At 66.1% G+C, this 21,006-nt stretch carries 17 protein-coding genes; 6 read left to right on the top strand and 11 right to left on the bottom strand.

Going from position 1 to position 21,006, the window contains the following annotated elements; genetic code table 11:
* Positions 1-28: 28 nt before the first annotated feature.
* The 10 genes from ABT375_RS07150 to ABT375_RS07105 form a co-directional block, all read right to left on the bottom strand.
* Positions 29-949 (bottom strand): response regulator, encoded by a 921-nt coding sequence (locus ABT375_RS07150; protein WP_416464598.1) that lies wholly within the window; start codon positions 947-949, stop codon positions 29-31.
* Entirely contained in the window at positions 946-4,302 is a 3,357-nt protein-coding gene (locus tag ABT375_RS07145; RefSeq protein WP_416464597.1) for an ATP-binding protein, read from the bottom strand. Before ABT375_RS07145 ends, ABT375_RS07150 begins: the two co-directional genes overlap by 4 nt.
* Positions 4,302-4,943 (bottom strand): urease accessory protein UreG, encoded by a 642-nt coding sequence (ureG, locus tag ABT375_RS07140; RefSeq protein ID WP_261936522.1) that lies wholly within the window; start codon positions 4,941-4,943, stop codon positions 4,302-4,304. The genes ABT375_RS07145 and ureG overlap by 1 nt, the downstream gene beginning before the upstream one ends.
* The gene (locus tag ABT375_RS07135) at positions 4,940-5,653 is read right to left on the bottom strand and encodes an urease accessory protein UreF (RefSeq protein ID WP_416464596.1); all 714 of its coding nucleotides are present in this window, start codon (positions 5,651-5,653) and stop codon (positions 4,940-4,942) included. The genes ureG and ABT375_RS07135 overlap by 4 nt, the downstream gene beginning before the upstream one ends.
* On the bottom strand, positions 5,610-6,113 hold the full coding sequence (gene ureE / locus ABT375_RS07130) for an urease accessory protein UreE (protein WP_416464595.1): 504 nt from the start codon (positions 6,111-6,113) through the stop codon (positions 5,610-5,612). Before ureE ends, ABT375_RS07135 begins: the two co-directional genes overlap by 44 nt.
* Positions 6,114-6,126: 13 nt before the next feature.
* Positions 6,127-7,839 carry an urease subunit alpha gene (gene ureC / locus ABT375_RS07125; protein WP_416464594.1) on the bottom strand — a complete coding sequence of 571 codons (1,713 nt, stop codon included), beginning with the start codon at positions 7,837-7,839 and terminating at the stop codon, positions 6,127-6,129.
* Between the two features lies 1 nt (position 7,840).
* Complete coding sequence (locus tag ABT375_RS07120; RefSeq protein ID WP_416464593.1) at positions 7,841-8,146, bottom strand: urease subunit beta; 306 nt, start codon at positions 8,144-8,146, stop codon at positions 7,841-7,843.
* Positions 8,143-8,445, bottom strand: a complete 303-nt coding sequence (locus ABT375_RS07115; protein ID WP_066600864.1) for an urease subunit gamma — start codon at positions 8,443-8,445, stop codon at positions 8,143-8,145. Before ABT375_RS07115 ends, ABT375_RS07120 begins: the two co-directional genes overlap by 4 nt.
* A gap of 4 nt (positions 8,446-8,449) precedes the next feature.
* Positions 8,450-9,307 (bottom strand): urease accessory protein UreD, encoded by an 858-nt coding sequence (locus ABT375_RS07110; RefSeq protein ID WP_416464592.1) that lies wholly within the window; start codon positions 9,305-9,307, stop codon positions 8,450-8,452.
* Between the two features lie 105 nt (positions 9,308-9,412).
* Positions 9,413-10,906 (bottom strand): agmatinase family protein, encoded by a 1,494-nt coding sequence (locus ABT375_RS07105; RefSeq protein ID WP_416464591.1) that lies wholly within the window; start codon positions 10,904-10,906, stop codon positions 9,413-9,415.
* Positions 10,907-11,236: 330 nt separating this feature from the next.
* On the opposite strand from ABT375_RS07105, the gene ABT375_RS07100 reads away from it, so the two are divergent.
* The 6 genes from ABT375_RS07100 to ABT375_RS07075 all read left to right on the top strand — a co-directional run bounded on the left by ABT375_RS07100 (position 11,237) and on the right by ABT375_RS07075 (position 18,128).
* Positions 11,237-11,818, top strand: a complete 582-nt coding sequence (locus ABT375_RS07100; RefSeq protein WP_416464590.1) for a methylamine utilization protein MauD — start codon at positions 11,237-11,239, stop codon at positions 11,816-11,818.
* 60 nt (positions 11,819-11,878) lie between these two features.
* Complete coding sequence (locus ABT375_RS07095) at positions 11,879-12,349, top strand: (2Fe-2S)-binding protein (RefSeq protein WP_066600872.1); 471 nt, start codon at positions 11,879-11,881, stop codon at positions 12,347-12,349.
* Positions 12,346-14,529 carry a molybdopterin cofactor-binding domain-containing protein gene (locus tag ABT375_RS07090; RefSeq protein ID WP_416464589.1) on the top strand — a complete coding sequence of 728 codons (2,184 nt, stop codon included), beginning with the start codon at positions 12,346-12,348 and terminating at the stop codon, positions 14,527-14,529. The genes ABT375_RS07095 and ABT375_RS07090 overlap by 4 nt, the downstream gene beginning before the upstream one ends.
* Before the next feature lie 232 nt (positions 14,530-14,761).
* Positions 14,762-15,565, top strand: a complete 804-nt coding sequence (locus ABT375_RS07085) for a peptidyl-prolyl cis-trans isomerase (protein ID WP_416464588.1) — start codon at positions 14,762-14,764, stop codon at positions 15,563-15,565.
* Complete coding sequence (locus ABT375_RS07080) at positions 15,562-16,566, top strand: HupE/UreJ family protein (protein WP_224547619.1); 1,005 nt, start codon at positions 15,562-15,564, stop codon at positions 16,564-16,566. The genes ABT375_RS07085 and ABT375_RS07080 overlap by 4 nt, the downstream gene beginning before the upstream one ends.
* Positions 16,563-18,128, top strand: coding sequence for a sulfotransferase (locus tag ABT375_RS07075; RefSeq protein WP_416464587.1), 1,566 nt, complete (start codon positions 16,563-16,565; stop codon positions 18,126-18,128). Before ABT375_RS07080 ends, ABT375_RS07075 begins: the two co-directional genes overlap by 4 nt.
* Positions 18,129-18,381: 253 nt before the next feature.
* Here ABT375_RS07075 and ABT375_RS07070 read toward each other — a convergent pair whose 3' ends face one another.
* Entirely contained in the window at positions 18,382-20,823 is a 2,442-nt protein-coding gene (locus ABT375_RS07070; protein ID WP_416464586.1) for a TonB-dependent receptor, read from the bottom strand.
* Positions 20,824-21,006 lie beyond the last annotated feature (183 nt).

Here is a 21,006-nt window from a genome sequence, read left to right as displayed (position 1 = left end):
TTCTCTCCCTGGGGGAGGAGGGGGGGGCTCAATGCGCGATCACCCGCACCGCGAAGGCGGCCGCCGCGGCCCGCGTTTCCACGCCCAGCTTCTCGAAAATCTGCTCCAGATGCTTGTTCACGGTGCGCGGGCTGATGACCAATATCTCGCTGATGACCCGGTTGGGCTTGCCGTAGCTGATCCACAGCAACACTTCGGCTTCGCGCTGGGTCAGGGCAAAGTGGCTTTGGAGCCGGCCGATGTCGGCCTGCGGGTCGATATGGTTGAGGCGGATCAATATCTCGTCGCGGCGCGGCCGCCCGACGATGATGAGTTCGACCGTATCGCCCTGGCCGCTGTCCGCCTTCGCCGTCGCGCCGGGGGCGAGATCGTCGGCCAGCAGCCGTCCGATGGCGTTGCGCAGCAGCGCAGGCGGCGCGGCGTCGCCGCGCGACCAGCCCGGCGCCAGCGCCTCCATCAATTTCTCCGCACCCGGCGTGCTCCAGCTCAGCCGCCCGTCGGTTGCGACCGCGATCAGGTTCCGCCCGGTGGCGTCGAGCGCGAACTGCCCGCCCTGGGTCTGGCGCGCATTGGCCATATGGACGCGCACGCGGGCCAACAGCTCCTCGACCACGATCGGTTTGCGCACATAATCGACGCCGCCCGCCTCCAGCGCATGGACGACATGCTCGCTTTCGGTGAGGCCGGTCATGAAGATGATCGGAATCGGCGCGCCCGCGGGCATCTGCTTGATCGCGCGCGTCGTCTCGAACCCGTCCAGCCCCGGCATCACCGCGTCCATCAGGATAAGGTCGGGGGCGACATGGTCCAGCAGTTCGATCGCCGCGTCGCCGCTGGTGGCGATCAGCACGGAGATATTGGCCGCCTCCAGCGTGTCGGTCAGGAAGCGCAGCGATTCGGGTGTGTCGTCCACGACGAGGACGGTATCGGTGTGGGAAGGCGTGGTCATCGGGCGGCCCTTATGGTTCTGATCAGCCCCTTGAGGTCGAAACGGTCGAGATGGGCGAGGAGGCGTCGGGTCAGCGGCGCGGCGTCGGGCACGGTTTCCTCCAGCGTGCGGATGCTGGATTCGATGCCGCGGACATGGCCGATGATCGCCTTCTGCTCGATATCGGCCAGGATCGGCGCGGCTTCCTGCGGCAGCGGCGGCAGCGCTTCGTCCCCGATGGCGGGGACGGGTGCCGGCAGCGCGTCGCCGGTCCAGCGGATGCGCAACTGGTCCGCGATCGCATCGAGCAACGCGTCGAGATCGACCGGCTTCATCAGGAACATGTCATGCGCCGCGCGGCCATCGCCACCGCGATGGAACTCATGCGCATTGGCCGACACCATGACGATGCGGACCGCGCCGCCCAGCGTCTCGCGCAGCGCCCGGCACACGTCCCAACCCGATTCGCCGGGCATGGAGATGTCGAGCAGGACGATGTCGGGCTGTTCGCGTGCGGCGATCTCCATGCCGGTGCGTCCGTTCAGCGCCTCGAACACGATGAAGTCGAGCGGCTCCAGCAGCCCGCGCAGCACCGCCACCTGGACGGCGTCATCGTCGATCAGCAGCACTTTGCGCCGGTCGCCTTCATAGCCTCTGATCGTTTCGACCGGCTGGCTGTCGGCCACGCCCGCGACATGGCCCAGCATCAGCCGCACCGTGAATTGCGTGCCCTGCTCCGCGGTGCTGACCACGGACAGGTCGCCGCCCAATATCTGCACCAGCGCCTGGGTGATGGCGAGGCCGAGGCCGATGCCCTTCTGCTTTTGCGCGTCGGGATTGGAGCCGCGTTCGAACGGATCGAAAATGCGTTTGAGGTCATCGGCGGCGATGCCGATGCCGGTGTCGACGATGTCGAACGTCGCCATCTGGCTGCGATATTGGACACGGAAGGTGACCGATCCGCTGCGCGTGAACTTGATCGCGTTGGACAGGAGGTTGATCAGGATCTGGCGTAAGCGTTTCTGGTCGGTGCGGACGAAATCCGGCAGTTTTTCGGGCCGTTCGTAGAGGAAGTCGATCCCCTTGGACTGCGCCTGCGGCCGGAACATATTGGCGATCTGATCGACGAAGGGAGACAGGCGCACCGTTTCGCTGCTGATGCGCAGCACGCCGCTTTCGACCTGGCTGATGTCCATCAGCCCTTCGACCAGATTGGTCAGATGCTCGGCGCTGCGGCGAATGACCTTGGCCGCTTCGATCGGGGCGATCTCGTGACCGCGCTCCATAAGCTGGGCATAGCCGTAGATGCTGTTGAGCGGGGATCGGATTTCATGGCTGACGCTGACCAGATAGCGGCTCTTGGCGGCGTTGGCGGCTTCGGCCGCCTCCTTGGCGCGTTGCAGTTCCGCGCCGGTCACGTCATGGGCGATCACCTCTTCCATCAGTTTCTGCACATGATGCTCGCTTTCCTGCATCGCCGACCGGCGGCTCTGGTGTGCCAGCACGATCATCCAGGCGATGACCCCGCCGAACAGCGAAAAGAGCAGGAACAGGCCCAGCATCAGGCTGGACGTTTGCGCCGCGAAGGACGGCGCGCGCCGCGCCACCTGCCAGCCGATGCCGCCCATCAACGCGCCGTTTGCCAGCGTGATGATGCTCATGACGGCGATGAAATGGCCGACGGGCGTATGCACATGTTTGGCGATGGCGCGGGGCAGCAGCCGTTCCAGCCAGCGCGCGGCCTGCTGCGTCGCCCGGCTGTCGGTCTTGCACCGGTCGTGGCAGCGCGCCTCCAGCGTGCAGCAGAGCGAGCAGATCGGCGCGGCATACATCGGGCAATGCGCCATGTCGGCATGCTGGAACGCGTTTTCGCAGATGATGCAGGTCTTTATATCGCTGCCTGCGGGCCAGTGGGACCGGCGGGCGATATAATAGCGGCCATGGGTGACAAGCGCGATGATCGGGGCGCTGGTGAAAGCGACCGCCATGCCGATCACCGGGGCGAAGGCGCGGGCTATGTCGCCCATCAGGCCGAAATGGGCGAGAGCGGATACCGCGATGGACAGCAGCATCGCGCCAATGCCCACCGGATTGATGTCGAACAGATGCGCCCGCTTGAACTCGATTCCCGCAGGCGACAGGCGCAGCGGCTTGGAGATCATCAGGTCCGCGGCCAGCGCCCCGATCCAGCCCGCCGCGACCGTGGCGTAGAGGATCAATATCGCCTCGATCGCGTCGAAAATGCCGACTTCCATCAGCAGCAAAGCGAGCAGCACATTGAAGATGAGCCACACGACGCGGCCGGGATGGCTGTGCGTCAGGCGGGCGAAGAAATTCGACCAGGCGATCGATCCGGCATAGGCGTTGGTGACGTTGATCTTCAATTGGCAGATGATGACGAACAGGCCGGTCAGGATCAGCGACAGGCCGGCATGGCCCGACATGGCGGTATAGATCGCCTGGAACATCGCGGTCGGGCTGGACGCCTCGCTCTGCAAGGCGGCGCTCTTGACCAGGAAATGCGCCAGCCATGACCCGAGCAGCAGCTTCATGCCGCCGATCAGGGTCCATCCCGGCCCGCCCGCCAGCATCGCCGCCCACCATTTCCCTCGGCCGATCGTCGCCTTGTCCGGCAGGAAGCGCAGATAGTCCGCCTGCTCCCCGATTTGCGGCAGAAGGGAGAGGAGGGTGGACAGCGCGAAGCCGAAATAGAGCAGGCTGACGCTGCCGTCCCTGGCGCCCAGTTGCCCGGTGAAATGGCTCCATTCGGCCAGCGCGGCCGGGCCGGACCAGAGGATATAGGCGATCGGCGCGACTTGTAGCGTGATCCAGACCCATTGGGTCGCGTTCTGGAACCGGGTGATGGCGCTCATGCCGTAGAGTGCGATCGGGATGACCACCAGCGCGCTCGCCAGATAGGCGAGGCTCATCGGCATCCCGGTCATCGCCCGCAGCGCGACCGCCATGATCGTCGCTTCGACCGAAAAGAGCAGGAAGGTGAAGCTGGCGTAGATGAGCGAGGTGAGGGTGGACCCCAGATAGCCAAAGCCGGCGCCGCGCGTCAGCAGGTCGATGTCCAGACCGTGCTTGGCGGCGTGATAGGCGATAGGCAGGCCGATGACGAACATCAAAGCGACGGCGGCGGCGATCGCGGCGACGCTGTTGGCGAAGCCGTAGGTCAGGGTGATCGACGCGCCGATCGCTTCGCAGGCGAGGAAGGCGGTCGCGCCGATCGCGGTGCCCGCCACCTGTCCCGCCGTCCAGCGCCGCGCGCTGTCGGCGGTGTAGCGCAGGGCATAATCCTCCAATGTCTGGCTCGCGACCCATTTATTGTAGAGCCGCTTTTCGCGCAGGACATAGGCGGCGCGGTCCATCAGATCGCGGCGGTATCGGCGGGCCAGGGGCGCAGGCCGCCGGTCGCGACGATGAAGGCGATGACGGCGGGCAGGCCGATATTGTCCTTGAGGTTGGTGAAGAGGAAGGGGCGCTGCCCCCGCATCTTCCTGGCGTCCCTGTCCATGACGCCCAGGTCCGCGCCCACCAGCGGGGCGAGGTCGATCTTGTTGATGAGCAGCAGGTCGGACCTCGTGATGCCCGGTCCGCCCTTGCGCGGGATCTTGTCGCCGGCCGACACATCGATGACGTAGATGGTGATGTCGGCCAGTTCGGGGCTGAAGGTCGCGGCGAGATTGTCGCCGCCGCTTTCGATGAAGATGACCTCCAGGCCGGGGAATTTCCGGCTCATCTCGTCCACCGCAGCCAGATTGATGCTGGCGTCCTCGCGGATCGCGGTATGCGGGCAGCCGCCCGTCTCCACGCCCATGATCCGTTCCGGCACCAGCGCGCCGGAACGGGTGAGAAATTCCGCATCCTCGCGGGTGTAGATGTCGTTGGTGATGGCGGCGATATTATAATGGTCGCGCATCGCCTTGCAGAGCCGGTCGGTCAGCGCGGTCTTGCCGGAGCCAACCGGGCCGCCGATGCCGACGCGTAAGGGACCGTTACGAGAGGTCATGAGCGGAAGAGCCTTGTGTAGAGGGTTTCATGGGCCAGGCTGGCGAGTTCAAGGTCGGGCGCGGCGGTGCCGAGATCGTCGAGCGACGTAATCGTCGCTTTGGCGGCGATGGCCGGAATGGCGTGGGAGAGGGCGGCGAGCGCCAACTGCCCGTCGGTCTGGCCGAGCGGCACGAGGCGCACCCCGGCCGATACCAGATTGGCGGCGGTGGCATGAAGCCAGCCGTGCAGCGCGGGTTCCAGCGGGATGGCATGGGCGGCGCAGGCCAGCGCCATCACGACCGTATGCGCCATCGGACGCCCTTCCCAGCGCGCGGCAAAGGCGTCGAGCGTCGGATGGGGCCAGGCCTTGCGCGTGACCGACAGGAAGGAGCCACCCTGCTGTCGGCTTTCCAGCGCCGTTTCGCTGCTGCCCCGGAACGCGCCCGCCAGTTCGGCGATGGCATCGAACGCTGCGGCGTCACCTGCCGTTTCATAAGCATGGACGAACAGCACCGCATCCACCCAGCCGCCGCCGCGCGCCAGCACCGCCTCGACATAGGCGGCGACATCGGTCGCGGTGCGGACGCGGCCGTCCTCGACCGCGGTTTCCAGGCCATGGCTATAGGTAAAGCTGCCCACCGGATAGGCAGGCGAGGTCCAGGCCAGAAGGCGGTGGAGGGCGGCGTCAGCCAGCATGGTCGTGGTGGTGGTGATCGTGGCCATGGTCATGATCGTGCGCATGACCATGATGATGGCCGCCACCCGAATAGGCGCCGCCTTCGGGGGTGAAGGGCGCCTCGATCTGCGTCACCGTCGCGCCCAGCCCTTCGAGCATGGCGTTGATGACATGGTCGTCGCGCAGGCGGATGGCGTGGGGATGGAGTTCGGCGGGCAGGTGCCGGTTGCCGATATGCCAGGCGAGCCGCATCATCGTCGACGCGCTGTCGGCGGTGACCTCGACCAGCGCTTCGGGGGCGGCAAGAATTTCAACCAGCCGCCCGTCCGACAGTTGCAGCGCGTCGCCATGCCCCAGCACCGTGGCGCGGGCCAGGTCGAGCAGGAACATGGTGCCATGGTCGGCGGTGTAGACCCAGCGCCGACGGTGCCGCGCGTCATGATCCAGCATGATATGGTCGGCGGCTGGACCGGACCAGTGGCCTTGGGGGATGACGTCATGGGCGGTCAGCATGATCGGGCCTTCATCAGAACAGGAAATAGCGCTGCGCGAACGGCAGCACGCTGGCCGGTTCGCAGGTGAGCAGTTCGCCGTCGGCCCGCACTTCGTAAGTCTCGGGATCGACCTGGATGTCGGGCATCGCGTCGTTCAGGATCATCGACGCCTTGCCGATCCCGCCGCGCGTATTGCGCACGGCTTCGAGCGGCCGGGCGAGGTGCAGCCGTTCGCCGATCCCGTCCGCAATCCCCGCAGCCGACACGAAATGCACCGCCGACAGCGCGCCTGCCCGGCCCATGCCGCCGAACATCGGGCGGTAATGGACCGGCTGGGGCGTGGGGATGCTGGCATTGGGGTCGCCCATCGGCGCGGTGGCGATGCTGCCGCCTTTGATGACCATGTCGGGCTTCACCGCGAAGAAGGCGGGCGACCAGAGAACGAGATCGGCCAGCTTGCCGACCGCGATCGACCCGACGATATGGCCGATGCCATGGGCGATCGCCGGGTTGATCGTATATTTGGCGATATAGCGTTTCGCGCGGAAATTGTCGCTGTCGGCATCGTCCGATCCCAGCGACCCGCGCTGCTGCTTCATCTTGTCCGCACTCTGCCAGCAGCGGATGATCGTCTCGCCCACGCGCCCCATCGCCTGGCTGTCCGACGACATCATCGAGAAAGCGCCCAGATCGTGGAGAATATCCTCCGCCGCGATCGTCTCCTTGCGGATGCGGCTGTCGGCGAAGGCGACATCCTCGGCGATGCGCGGGTCGAGATGGTGGCACACCATCAGCATGTCGAGATGTTCCTCGATCGTGTTGACGGTATAGGGCCGGGTCGGGTTGGTGGAGGATGGCAGGACGTTGGGCAGGCCCGCCACCTTGATGATGTCGGGCGCATGGCCGCCACCCGCACCTTCGGTATGGAAGGCGTGGATGGTCCGTCCCTTGAACGCGCCGACCGTGCTTTCGACGAAGCCCGCTTCGTTGAGCGTGTCGGTATGGATCGCGACCTGGATGTCATAGTCGTCGGCGACCGACAGGCAGCAATCGATCGCGGCCGGGGTCGTGCCCCAATCCTCGTGCAGCTTGAGGCCGCAGACGCCCGCACGGATCATCTCCTCCAGCGCGGCGGGCTGGCTGGCATTGCCCTTGCCGAACAGGCCGAAATTCATCGGCATGGTTTCGAGCGCCTGCAACATGCGTCCGATATGCCAGCCGCCGGGCGTACAGGTCGTCGCCAGCGTACCGTGCGCCGGGCCGGTGCCGCCGCCCAGCATGGTGGTGATGCCCGCATTCAGCGCCTCGTCCACCTGCTGGGGGCAGATGAAATGGATATGGGAGTCGATCCCGCCCGCGGTCAGGATGCGGCCTTCGCCCGCGATGATCTCCGTACCCGGCCCGATGGGAATGGTGACGCCGGGCTGGACGTCCGGGTTGCCCGCCTTGCCGATCGCAGCGATCAGGCCGTCGCGGATCGCCACGTCGGCCTTCACGATACCCCAATGATCCAGGATCAGCGCATTGGTGATGACGGTGTCGGGCGCGCCGTCCGCGCGGCTCATCTGGCTTTGCCCCATGCCGTCGCGGATCACCTTGCCGCCGCCGAACTTCACTTCCTCGCCATAGATGGTCCGGTCTTCCTCGACCCGGATGAAGAGCGAAGAATCGCCCAGCCGCACGCGGTCCCCGGTCGTGGGGCCGAACATCCCGGCATAGGCGCGGCGGGTCATGGTCACGGGCATGTCAGAGCTTCCCCATCACATCGCCGCGGAAGCCGATGACGATCCGGTCGCCGGCATAGGGGATGAGCTGCACGTCGCGCGTCTGGCCAGGCTCGAAGCGGACGGCAGTGCCCGACGGTATGTCGAGCCGATAGCCGCGCGCCGCTGCCCGATCGAAGACCAGCGCCGGGTTGGTTTCGGCGAAATGATAATGGCTGCCGACCTGGATCGGCCGGTCGCCGCTATTGGCGATAGTGAGGGTGACGGGGACACGCCCCTCGTTGAGCAATATGTCGCCGCTGGCGGGGATGATCTCGCCGGGGATCACCGGATCGGCCTGTGCACGGTGACCAGCTTCGTGCCGTCGGGGAAGGTCGCCTCGACCTGTATGTCGTGGATCATCTCGGCTATGCCCTCCATCACCTGATCGCGGGTCAGCACATGGCCGCCGCTCGCCATCAATGCGGCGACCGACTGGCCGTCGCGTGCGCCCTCCACCACATGGTCGGTGATGAGCGCGATCGCTTCGGGATGATTGAGCTTCACCCCGCGCGCCAGCCGGCCGCGCGCGACCATCGCGGCCATCGCGACCAGCAGCTTGTCCTTTTCCCGCCCCGTGAGATTCATGGCCCTAGCAGTAACAGATGGTTGGCATGGTTGGCGACAATCCGAAAATGGCGGCGCGCAATATGCCCGCCGCGCGCATCACATCCTTGCGCAGCGCCTGCGGATCGGCGGCGGTCAGGCGCAGGATCAGCAGGCCGTCGAAACTGGTCGCGCCCGCACCCGGCCCGTCGAACAGGCTGCGCGCCAGGTCGAGATAGTCGCCCGCATCCGCTCCGGCATAGACCAGAGTGGCGATCGCGGTCGCATCGCCGAAGCCGAAAGGCGCGCGGCCCTGGCTTGCGAAATCGCCTTCGACATGGAGCGTGTCGGCCCAGACCAGCCGCCCGTCGCGCCGGATGCGCCAGGCGTCGTGGATCAGGCCGCTGGTGTAGCTTTCCCCCATCGCGCCGCGCCCCAGCACCAGCGTCTCCATCGCCAGCATCCGCGCGTCGGGCGCCAGGTTCGCGTCGAGCGTGCGCCGCATGCGGCTGCGGTCGAACAATATCGCCTCCTGCGCCAGCCATTCGCAGGTCGCGCCCGCGCCGATGCTGATGCGCGTGTCGATGCGGGTCGGTTCGTCCTCGTCCAGCGCGCGGTACAGCTTTTCGGCTGCCTGCGGCACGATCGTCGCCGCCGCGCCGGGATCGACGATGACGTCGAGCGCCAGCCGGTCGCCGCCGGTCAGCCCGCCGCTGGTAGTGACGGTGACGGCCAGCGGAAAATCGCCCTCGCGCCCATCGGGGAACAGCAGCCGCGCCGGCGCCACCTGCATCATGTCGCGGACGCCGCGCGGGGAAAAGGCGACCATGGCGCGCCCGTCCACCCGCTGGTGCCGGGACCTGGGCGGCACGGTGATGGCGCTTTGCACGGTCATATAAGACATGTGGTTAGCGCAGGCAGGTCGCGACATGGGGCATATGACGTATGTAACGAAAAGGGTGGCCCGCGTCCGCCAGCTACCCCTCCGCATTCCTTCGCAATAACCCGATCAGGTCGTCGGCCGACGACCGCCCCGCGCGAAACCGGGATCGACCTTCTCCGCCTTGCCGTCCTTGGCCGCCTTGTCGCCATAATAGGGCTGGCCATGTTCGGTGGTCAGGTCGGACAGATAGCCCGCCTGCCTGATCCCCTTCTTGCGCATCGCCACCCCGGTCAGGCAGGCGTGCATGATGAAATTGGCGTTCAAGGCGCTGCGATAGGTCGGGTCCAGCACTGGGGCGAGTTCCACGATCTCGAAACCGATCAGATCATTTTCGGCGCACAGGCGGCGCACGATCGGGATCGCCTCCCGCATCGTCAGCCCGCCGGGGACCGGGGTGCCGGTGCCGGGGATGAAGGCGGGGTCGAGCACGTCCACGTCGAAGGAAACGTAGAGCTTCTTGCCGCTCTCCCGCGCTTCCTTGAGCGCGCGTTCCATCGTCGCGGCCCATCCATTCTTCTCGACCTCCGGCATCGCATGGTAGCGCACGCCATTGTCGCGCATCCATTCGAAGCCTTCCTTCTCCGGCCATGGCCCGCGCAGGCCCACTTGGATATAATTCTTGCCCAGCACATGGCCTTCCTTGACCGCGCGATAGACCGGGGCGCCATGGGTGATGAAATGGACGCCGCCCTTGCCCGCATCATAGTGGGAATCGAAATGGACGACGCCGAAACTGCCCTTGCCATGGACGTCGGCTATCCCTGCGACGTCGCTATATTCCAGGCTATGGTCGCCGCCGACGATGAAGGGGATGGCACCGGTGCGCGCGATTTCCGCTACCCGCTCGCGCACATGGGCGACGGTGCGCTCGGTCGACATATTGTCGACGGCGATGTCGCCATAATCGACGATCTTCAATTCCTTGGACGGATCGACCATCGTGTACATGTCGATGCCGCCCGCGCCATATTGGGTGCGCATCGCGGACGGCCCGCCCTTGGCCCCGCGATAGCCCGATCCCATGTCCAGCGGGGCGCCGACGATCGCGACGTCGACCTTGCCCGCGACCAGATCCTCCGGGAAGATCGCGACCGGCGCGCCGGCGAAGGTCGCGATGCCGCCGCCATAAACGCCGCCGCCGCGACCATGGGCGTAATAGCTGAGTTCAAACGGCCCCGGTTCGCGCTTGGGGTCCAGGCCGCTGGGCCGGCGCAGTTTCCAGCCGTTGAAATTTTCATTGTCAGTATCGAGCGGGATAGCCGCCATGTCGGTCTTGGCGTTGAACTTCGATGCTGCCACCGCGTCCATCATCGCCTCGATATAGGCGCTGATTTCTTCCGGCGTCTTGGTCGCCAGCCGCTCGAACAATTTGTCGTAGGAGCCGGCGAACATCTCGGCCGGGTCGGAAGTCAGGAAATCGCGCTTTTCCTTGGACAGTGTCTTGATCTTGGCTTCCAGCGCGGCGGGCACGGTGGGCTTGTCATTCTGGGCGACGACCGCCGCCGACGAAATCACCGTGGCGGCGAGCAAAGCGCCCAGCAGCGCATGTTTCGGCCTCATCGCATTACCCCCTTTAACACCCTTGACCTTTGTCACGGAAGCTAGGGGCAGGCGGCGGAGCGGCAATGGGGTGAACGACGTAGCATTGCGCGCTTACCCCAATATGACGGCCCGGACCCACAAGGAGTCCGGGCCGGAGCAAGCCGCTATGGGAGAGGCTTTTTGCGTGCTTGCTGCGAGGCGGCCTGCGCCGCCCAAAGGGTTCCTGCGGACGACCCTGCGTCCGGCATAGCGGGACGCCCGGCCGAGGCCCTACGTCAAACGCCCTATCGAGCGACGCGGATCGCCGGGTTAGCGCCATGCTCCAATGTCTGTGAGCATGACCGCCTGGTGCTGATCGCGTCTCTCTTCCTTCTCTGGATCATCGTCATCCTGCTGGTCGTGGCGGTGGTCGCGCTGGCGCGCCAGGTGCGGCTGTTGCAGGATCGCGCCATGCCGATCGCGCAGCGCGCCGGCCTGCCCGGTCTCGGCGGCGCGGCCCCGGTGGTCAGCGCGCCGACCCTGGCCGGGGACATGCTGACGATCGGCGGGCCGAGCGCGGACGGGCGCGCGCTGCTGCTGCTGTTCATCCGCCCCGATTGCCCCGCCAGCCGCGCCGCGATCCGCGACGCGCTGGCGCTGACCGATCGCAAGCGGCTGCGTCTGCTTTTCCTGGGGGAAGGACGGGCGGAAGACTATGGCGACATGCTGCGCCAGCATCATATCCGCGACACCGACGTCATCATGAGCGCCGAGGTGATGCGCGATTTCCGGTCCGGCGACCGACCGTCCGCCGCGCTGATCGACGCGCGCGGGCGGCTGCTGGCGCGCGGCGTGGTGGAGGCGCGCGATCAGCTCGACGCGTTGCTGGTCCATGTCCAGCCGCGCCCGATCGCGCGCGACAGCGGGGATGTCGTTCCGCTGCTGTCATGACGACTGGACAGACGCGTGCAGATGCGCCTCTATTGGCGGCAAGAGAGACGGGGTAGACATATGGCGATCAGCTTCACGGTCAATGGTCAGAAACGACAGGTCGATGGCGACGCCGCCAAGCCCCTGCTCTGGGTGCTGCGCGAGGATCTCGACATGGTCGGCACCAAGTTCGGCTGCGGCGCGGGGCTGTGCGGCGCTTGCACGGTGCATGTCGGCGGTGACGCGGTGCGATCCTGCCAGACGCCGCTTGGCGATGTGGCCGGCAAGGCGATCACCACGATCGAAGGCGTGCAGACGGGCGATCCCGGCAAGCGCATCGCCGCCGCCTGGGTGAAGCATGACGTGCCGCAATGCGGCTATTGCCAGGCCGGGCAGATCATGAGCGCCACCGCTTTGCTCGCGACGACGCCAAAACCCAGCGATGAAGAGATCGATGCGGCGATGATGGGCAATCTCTGCCGCTGCTCCACCTATGTGCGCATCCGCGCCGCGATCAAGGACGCCGCCGGCATCCAGGACGTGCAGGCATGAGCGCCGCCATCCTTTCGCGCCGGGGCTTCATTTCCGCCTCGCTGCTGGCGGGCGGCGGCCTGTTGTTTGACCTGAATGTGCCGCTGGCGCGGGCGGCCGACGGGACACCGGTGATCCTGACCGCCTTCATCCGCATCCTGCCCGACAATCGCGTCGTCATCGGCGCGAAAAATGCGGAGATCGGGCAGGGCGCCAAGACGATGCTGCCGATGATGATCGCCGAGGAACTGGGCGTCGACTGGAGCCAGGTGACGATCGAGCAGACCCATGCCGACGCCAAGGTCTTCGGCGGCCAGAGCGCGGGCGGCAGCCGCACGACGCCGCGCGAATGGCTGCCCACGCGGCAGGCGGGCGCAGCGGCGCGGGCGATGCTGGTCGCGGCGGCCGCGCAGGGCTGGGGTGTGGCGCCGGAAACGCTGAAGACGTCCGCCGGCACGGTCAGCGATCCCCAATCCGGCAAGTCGGCGACCTATGCCTCGCTCGCGGCGGCGGCGGCGAAACTGCCCGCGCCTGATCCGGCGACGCTCAAACTGACGGAACCCGCCGATTTCCGCATCATCGGCCAGTCGGTTGTCGGCGTCGATACACCCGCCATCGTCGCGGGCAAGCCGCTGTTCGGCATCGATTTCAAGCTGCCGGGCATGCTTTATGCCGTATTGGAAACCTGCCCGGCCTTCGGCGGCGCCATTAAGTCCGCCAATCTGGACGAAGTGAAAGCGCTGCCCGGCATTGCCCATGTGCTGACGATCAAGGGCGACGGCACGCCGGAATCCGGCTTTGAGGGTATCGCCATCCTCTCGAAAAGCTGGTGGAGCGCCAACCAGGCTCGCGACGCGCTCAAGATCCACTGGGATGTCAGCGCGGTCAGCGGGTTTTCGACCGAAAGCTATGCGAGCCAGGCGGCGGCGAAGCGCAAGGGCAAGGCGGATGCCGACATCGTCCGCACCGGCGATATCGATGTCGCCTTCGCCAGCGCGGCAAAGACGGTCGCCGCCGATTACGACTATCCCTTCCTCGCCCACGGCACGCTGGAGCCGCAAAATTGCACCGCCCTGTTCAAGGACGGCGCGGTTGAAATCTGGGCGCCGACGCAGAACCCGGAAAATGGGCGCGGGCTGGTGGCCAAGGCGCTGAACCTGCCGCCGGACAAGATTCGCATCAACTTCACCCGCATCGGCGGCGGCTTCGGTCGGCGGCTGATGAACGACTATATGGTACAGGCGGCGTCGATCGCCGCGCAGGTGCCGGGCGTGCCGGTCAAGCTGCTGTGGAACAGGCAGCAGGATATCCAGCGCGATTTCTATCGCCCCGCCGGCTGGCACGGTTTCCGCGCCGCGCTCGACAAGGGCGGCAGGCTGACCGCCTTCCACGATCATTTCGTCACCTTCGGCAAGGACGGCAAGCCGGTGCGATCGGCGGAAATGCCCGCCAGCGAACTGCCCGCCGGTTTGATCGACAATGTCCTGCTGGAACAGAGTTTCCTTTCCACCAACATGCCGACCGGCTGGCTGCGCGCGCCCGGCTCCAACGCGCTGGCCTTCGTCACCCAGGCCTTTCTCGACGAGGTCGCGCAGGCGGCGGGCAAGGATCTGCCGACCCTCATGCTGGAGCTGCTACGCGATCCAAAGGAACTGCCGCGCGGCCCCAACCAGCCGCCCTTCGTTACCGCCCGCGCGCAAGGCGTGATCGAAAAGGCGCTCGCCATGGGCGGCTGGGCGACGCGCAAGGCGCTGCCCAAGGGCACGGGCAAGGGCTTCGCCTTCTATTACAGCCATATGGGCTATTTCGCCGAAGTGCTGGAAGTGGCGATCGTCGATGGGATGCCCAAGGTGAAGACCGTCTGGGTCGCGGGCGATGTCGGCAGCCAGATCATCAACCCGATCAACGCGCTGCATCAGGCGCAAGGGTCTGTGATCGAGGGGCTGGGTCAGGCGCTGGCCGGTCAGCAGATCACCCAGGTCGCTGGCGCGGTGGAGCAGGCCAATTACGATACCCACCCCTATCTGCGCATCGCCGATGCGCCGCGGATCGTGGTGGAGTTCTTGAAGACCGATTATCCGCCCACCGGCCTGGGCGAACCCGCCCTGCCGCCGGTCATCCCCGCCCTGGTCAACGCCATCCATGCCGCGACCGGCAAGCGCATCCGCACCCTGCCGGTCACGGCGGAGATGCTGGCTTAGCAGGGGGCATGATAGCTTTTAAACATGCCGGCGAATGCTGGCATCCCGCCTCCTTGTTCGTGGCGCAGGCAGGCAGTGCGATCCCGGCCTTCGCCGGGATGACGGCAGGGGGCCAGGAGGCGTGGTCCGACCCATGCGTCATTTGACGTAGAGGGGCGCGGTGGCAGGATCGTCATAAGCTGGACGAAGAACGTCCGCCCCGCCGGGCGGCTGTGAAAGGATGTCCGCGCTGATGCGCCGTTTGACTGCCCCGCCGCGCGCTTTGGCGGCGCGCGATCCCTTCCTCGTCTTCCTGGCCGTGTCGGGCGGGATCTTCCTGCTCTATTGGGCCGTCAGCGCCCGGCACCAGACGATCGACGTGCCGCTGTCCGTCCAGAAAAGCCTGTCCGACGATTATGAGATGATGGCGGGCAGAAAACCCGATGCGCAGGCGAAGGCCAAGCTGATCCACGATTATGTCGCCGACGAACTGCTGTTCCGCAACGCGGTGGAGCGGGGGATGCATATGACCGACAAGACCACCAAGCAGCGGCTGATCGACCGGGTCCGCTTCATGATCGCAGGCGCCCCGGCCGACCCGAGCGAGGACCAGTTGATGGGCTATTATGCCGCGCATCGCGATCTCTATCGCGCCGAACCGCGCATGTCGCTCGACCATGTCTTCTTCGAACGCAAGCCCGCCGATGCCGCCGCCCTGCTCGCGAAGCTGCAAGCGGGCGGCTCGGTCAAGGGTGACGATTTCTGGATGGGCCACGACCTCCCCAATTACGGCGAATCGATGGTGCGCGGGATGTTCGGCCAGCCCTTCACCGACGCGCTGAAAAAGGTGCCGACCGGCCAATGGATCGGCCCGCTGCCATCGACCCGCGGCTGGCATTTCGCGCGGGTGCGCGATCGCGGCCCGTCCGCGATGCTGCCCTATACCGATGTGCGCGATCAGGTCAGCCAGGACTATCTGGCCGCGCAAACCGGCGCGCTGGTCGAACAGGAAGTGCGCAAGCTCGAAAGCGGCTATCGCATCCAGGTGGAGCAATGATGGTGCGCCGCCTGTTGCTGATCCTGACGCTGCTCTTGGGCTTTGCCGCCCCGGCGCAGGCGGACGTGTTCCGCGTCGGCGACTTCACCATCCAGCAGGGCGCCGACCCCGGCAGTTTCGAATTGAGCGCCTCGGTCCCCTCGGTCCTGGCCAGCGACCGGCCGCTCGGCCTGCCCGAAGGGTGCCGCGAAACGAGCCGGGATAAGCTGACCGAAACGGTGATGACCCGCTATGCGATCGGCATCGCCTGCGACCGGGCGCTGGCGGCCGACGATGCGATCGTCACCCCCTGGGCGGTCGATGGCGGTACCTTCCTGTCCACCGCCACCGGCGCGCGGGTGCAGCAGGCGCTCCAGCCCGATGGCGACAGCCTGTCCCTGCCGATCGGCGAAACGGCGGCGCGCAGCCGTGCCCTGCCCGAAATCGCGGTCGAATATACGGGACAGGGCATCGTTCATATATTGGGCGGCTGGGATCATCTGGCCTTCGTCCTGTGCCTCTGCCTGCTGGCGCGCGGGCGCTTCCTGCTGGGGCTGGTGACGACCTTCACCCTCGGCCATTCGCTCAGCCTGGCGCTCGCCTTCTTCGACATCGTCACCGTGCCGGTGCCGCCGGTAGAGGCGGTGATCGCGCTTTCCATCGCCTTCATGGCGCGCGAAGCGATCCGCGCGAAGGCGGAGGACGGGACCGATCCGGCCAAGCGTCGCCGGCAACTGGCGGTGGTGGCGGGTTTTGGCCTGCTCCATGGGCTGGGCTTCGCGACGGTGCTGCGCGAACTGGGCGTCGCGCCGCAGGAACGGCTCTCGGGCCTGCTCTTCTTCAACGGCGGGGTCGAACTGGGGCAGTTGATCTTCGTCGCCTGCGTGCTCGGCGCCCTGAAGCTGGCGGCGATCTTCGACCGCGACCAGTGGGTGCGGCAGGCCGCGCTCTATGGCGCGGGGATTATCGGCTGTTTCTGGGCGATCGAGCGGGTGGCCGGCTTCACCCTGGGGATGGCATGAGCCTGGAGGCGCTGGCGCGCGCGGCGCTGGCGCGGGGCGACCTGCCCGCCGCGGCGCAGGCGGCGCAGCGGCTCGCCATGGCGCAGCCCGAACGTCCCGCCGGTTTCTTCCTGCTGGGCATGGCCGCCGCCGAAGCGGGGCAGGTGGCCCAGGCGCTGCCGATGCTGGAACAGGCGGTGGCGCGCGGCGGGCAGGCCGAACATCTCGCCCAATATGCGCGCCTGCTGATCCTGCTGCGCCGCGATGGAGAGGCGGGCCGGGCAGCGCGCGCGGCGCTGGCGGCCGGGCCGGAAGACGCCCTGACGCATGACACGATCGGCTGCGTGCTGGCGCGGCTGGGCGATCATGCGGCGTCGGTCGGGCCGTTCGAGGGGGCGGTCGCGGCCGAACCGGATAATCTGAGCTATCGCTACAATCTCGCTGCCGCCTGCGGCTTCACCGGTCGGGTCGATGCGGCGCGGGATCATTATGAAGCGATATTGCGCACCGATCCCGGCGATGCGCGGGTCCATTATGCGCTGGCCATATTGTCGCGGCAGACGGCCGAGGCGAACCATGTCTCCCGCCTGGAAACCATACTCGCCGCTGCGACAAAGCCCGAAGACAGGCTGCGTATCCGCTATGCGCTGGCCAAGAGCCATGAAGATATGGGCAACGCCGCCCAAGCCTTCGCCCATCTGTCCGCCGCCAATGGCGCGCACAAGCAGGCCATCGGCTATGATGGCGCGGCCGATGCGGCGATCTTCGATGCGATCGAACGGCTGTTCGCGGACGGCGCGCCGCAGGGCTGGGGGGCAGGGCTGGAGGAACCTGCACCGATCTTCGTCACCGGCATGCCGCGCACCGGCACGACCCTGGTCGACCGCATCCTTTCCTCCCATCCGCAGGTCGGGTCGGCGGGCGAGTTGCAGGCGATGCCGCTGGCGGTGAAGCAACTTGCCGGCACGCGATCCCGCCTGGTGATCGACCCGGACACCATTGCCGCCAGCGCCGCGTCCGATCCGCGGGCGCTGGGACAGGCCTATATGGCGCGCGCAGGCCATCACCGGGCCGATGGCAAGCGGCGCTTCATCGACAAGCTGCCGGCCAATTTCCTGTATATCGGGCACATGTTGCACGCGCTGCCGCAGGCGAAAATCATCTGCCTGCGCCGCCAGCCAATGGATACGGTGTGGAGCAACTACAAGAATCTCTTCGCCAGCCAGTCGGCCTATTATGCCTATAGCTACGACCTGATGGACATTGCGCGCTATTATGCGCGGTTCGACCGGCTGCTGGCGCTGTGGGACCGGCTTTTCCCCGGCCGGGTGCTGCAACTGTCCTACGAATCGCTGGTCGCCGATCAGGAGGGCGAGACGCGCCGCCTGCTGGCGCATGTCGGGCTGGGGTGGGACGCGGCCTGCCTGTCCTTCCACGAAAACCAGGCCGCCGTCGCGACGCCCAGCGCGGCGCAGGTTCGCCGCCCGCTCAATGCCGATGCGGTGGCGCGCTGGAAACGGCATGAAGGGGCGCTCGCCCCGGTTCGCGACTGGCTGGCGGGGCAGGGAATCGCGATCGACTGATCTTTCCTACACCGGAACTGCCATGATAAAGGTTTGATATCACAGGCTCTTATCTATCGTAAAATCATTCGCAATAGCGCATATGCATGAAGTTCGGGAAGTTCCGGGCAGCATGCGCGCCATTTATGCTGCCAATTCAGCCCCTTGACGTCAGGCGCCCTTTGGACGTCGCACAGGGGACGGCGGACCGGAACGGGCAAAAAAGGCGCCTTCCGCCGGGAAGACGCCCTTTTTACGTCATGCAGGTGCCGGATCAGAACTTGACGCGGCCCTCGACGCCCATGGTGCGCGGCTGCGCGACCGACTGGGCATAGCCGCGATAGATGATGCCGTCATTGACCTGGCCATAGCGGGTCAGGTCGTTCGACACGCCGGTCAGGGCATATTTGTCGAAGATGTTGTTCGCGAACAGGCTGATTTCCCAGACGTCCGTACTGTATGTCGCCGATGCGCGGTGCATCACATAGGACGGCAGGCGCTCGCCACCGCCGCGCGCGCCCGGACGGGTCAGGATGCCGCCGGTATAGGTCGCGGTCCAGCTCAGGCGCAGGTCGTTGTCGCCCATCGGCATGGTGTAGACCGCCGACGCCGCACCCGAATTTTTCGCCGATCCGGGCAGGCGATCGCCGGAGAACAGGTCGGCGCTGCCGGTCGCGGTCGACAACAGGCCTGGCACGTCCTCCGTCAGCTTCGCATCCAGATAGGAATAGTTGCCGCGGACGGTGAACTGGTCGGTGATGCGGGCGTTGAAGGTGAAATCGACGCCCTGGGACTTGGCCTTGCCGCCATTGGCAGTGATGCCGATCGCGCCGTTTACCGTCTGGCTGGCCAGCTGGATTCCGTCCCATTTGATCTGGAAGACGGAGATGCTGGTGGACAGACGCCGGTCGAACAACTGGGCGCGCATCCCCAGTTCCAGATTCTTCACCTTGTCCGGTCCGAATGTCAGTTCGTTCGGCAGGGCGCAGAGATTCTGGCCGACGGGCAGGGGCTGGATGCAGGGTACGACGCGGTTCACGCCGCCGATGCGATAGCCCTTGCTGTAGGTAGCATAGGCCATCAGGTCTGGCGTGAAGTTGAACGACGTGTTGAACTTCCACACGAAACCGTCGTCCCCCGCCTGTCCGCTGCGAACCCGCGACGGATCGATGGTCAGGCTGGGATAGGGCATCCGTCGGCGCCCCGAACGGGTCATAGGCGTATCGGAACCGCCGGTGATCGACGTATCGTAGCGGAAATAGCGGCCCCCGGCGGTGATCTGCCATTGCGGGATCGGCTTGAAGCTCAATTCGCCGAACACGGCCTGCTCCTCCGTCTTCGACCGGGTGAAGGAGACATATTCCGCGCCATCCGGTCGGACGAGGCCATCGTAGAAGCCGCCGTAAATTGCGCTGCCGGTCGGCGAGGCGGCGAATTCTGCAAAGCCCGGCAGTCGTTCCACGCTGTCGGACCGGAACTTCATGCTGTTGTAAAAGCCGCCCACGACCCAGCTGAACGGGCCGCCATGGGTCGAAACCAGCCGGATTTCCTGGTTGAACTGCTTGCGGGTGTTGATGCCCGTCGTATAGCCGGCAAAGGCCGGGAACAGCTCATAGTCATAGTCTAGATCGAGCAGCAGGTCGGTCACGTCGCCGACGGTATTGTTCTTCGTCTTGGTGAAGGCCGATGCCCAGACAGCCTGCGCAACATCGCCCAGTTGCGCTTCCATCTCCAGGCTGATCAGCTGCGACCGGCGGGTCGACGGTTCGGCATAGCGTCCCGCCGCTTCATATTTGCCTTCGCCCACGACACCGGCGGTGGTCGCCTGCCGGCCGTCCGTCCGCGTCTTCTGATAGGCATAGGTCAGATAGGCGTTGAAATCGGGGACGGAAATGCCGAGCTGGTTGCGGGTCGTGAACGTCTTTTCGAAGTTCAGATCCTTGCGGCCGGCGAAATTGGCGTCCTGTTGCGCCTGGGTGCCGAGCGGATTGTCCACACCGCCCGGCTGGGCGATCGACACGCCGGGCTGCGCCACCAGGAACGGATAGTCGATGAAGCCGGGATCGTAATAATAGCCGGTCGCCGTGCGGAACGCCAACACGTCCTTGATGATCGGAATGTTCAGCGTGGCGTCGCCGACATATCCGACGCCCTTGCTGTGGGCGACGTCATAGGCGCGACCATGGACTTCGCCGCTGAAACGGGTCGGATCGGGCCGGTTGGGAATGTAGCGGATCGCGCCCGCCAGCGTGCCCAGGCCATAGAGGGTGCCCTGCGGACCCAGCAGGGTTTCCACGCGCTCGATATCGATGAACTTGAAGTCCAGGTAGAGCGGGATTTCACCCAGATAGGTACCGATCGCATTGTCGTAGTTGGCGCCGGACGCGCCACTGTCATCGGCGGAAAGGCCGCGCATGACGATGGTGGCCGCGCCGCGCGGGCCGGTGTCGGTGACGGTGATGCCGGGCGTGAACGCGCCCAGGTCGCGGACGTCGTCCAGCCGTTCGCTGGCCAGTTCGGCAGCCCCGATGGCCGAAATGTTGATCGGCGTTTCCATCAGCGTGGTGCTGCGGCGGGTGCCGGTGACGACGATCATGTCGCCTTCCGCTTCGGCCGCCGCCGCGGCGGTCTGGGCCATGGCGGGCATGGCCGCGACGGCGCCGGATATGATCGTCGCGGACAATAGTCCCAGCTTGAGCTTTGCGCGATACGACATGGTGTTCCCCTTCTTTTGCAATTTTTCCCCGGTCGTAATCCTCTGCCTGGATCGGCCATGATGCGTCGGTGATGCAGCAATGGCGCGGCGGGCGGCGTGATCCGCCACCTCCTTTTCTGGCATGGGGGAAGGCTATGGAGCGCGCAGGCACTCAGACATGGGGCATTTGACGTAGCTTATCCG

The organism is Sphingomonas sp. VDB2 (assembly GCF_047946695.1).
GTDB lineage: Bacteria > Pseudomonadota > Alphaproteobacteria > Sphingomonadales > Sphingomonadaceae > Sphingobium > Sphingobium bisphenolicum.
This window is presented reverse-complemented; position numbering and strand designations above follow the sequence as displayed.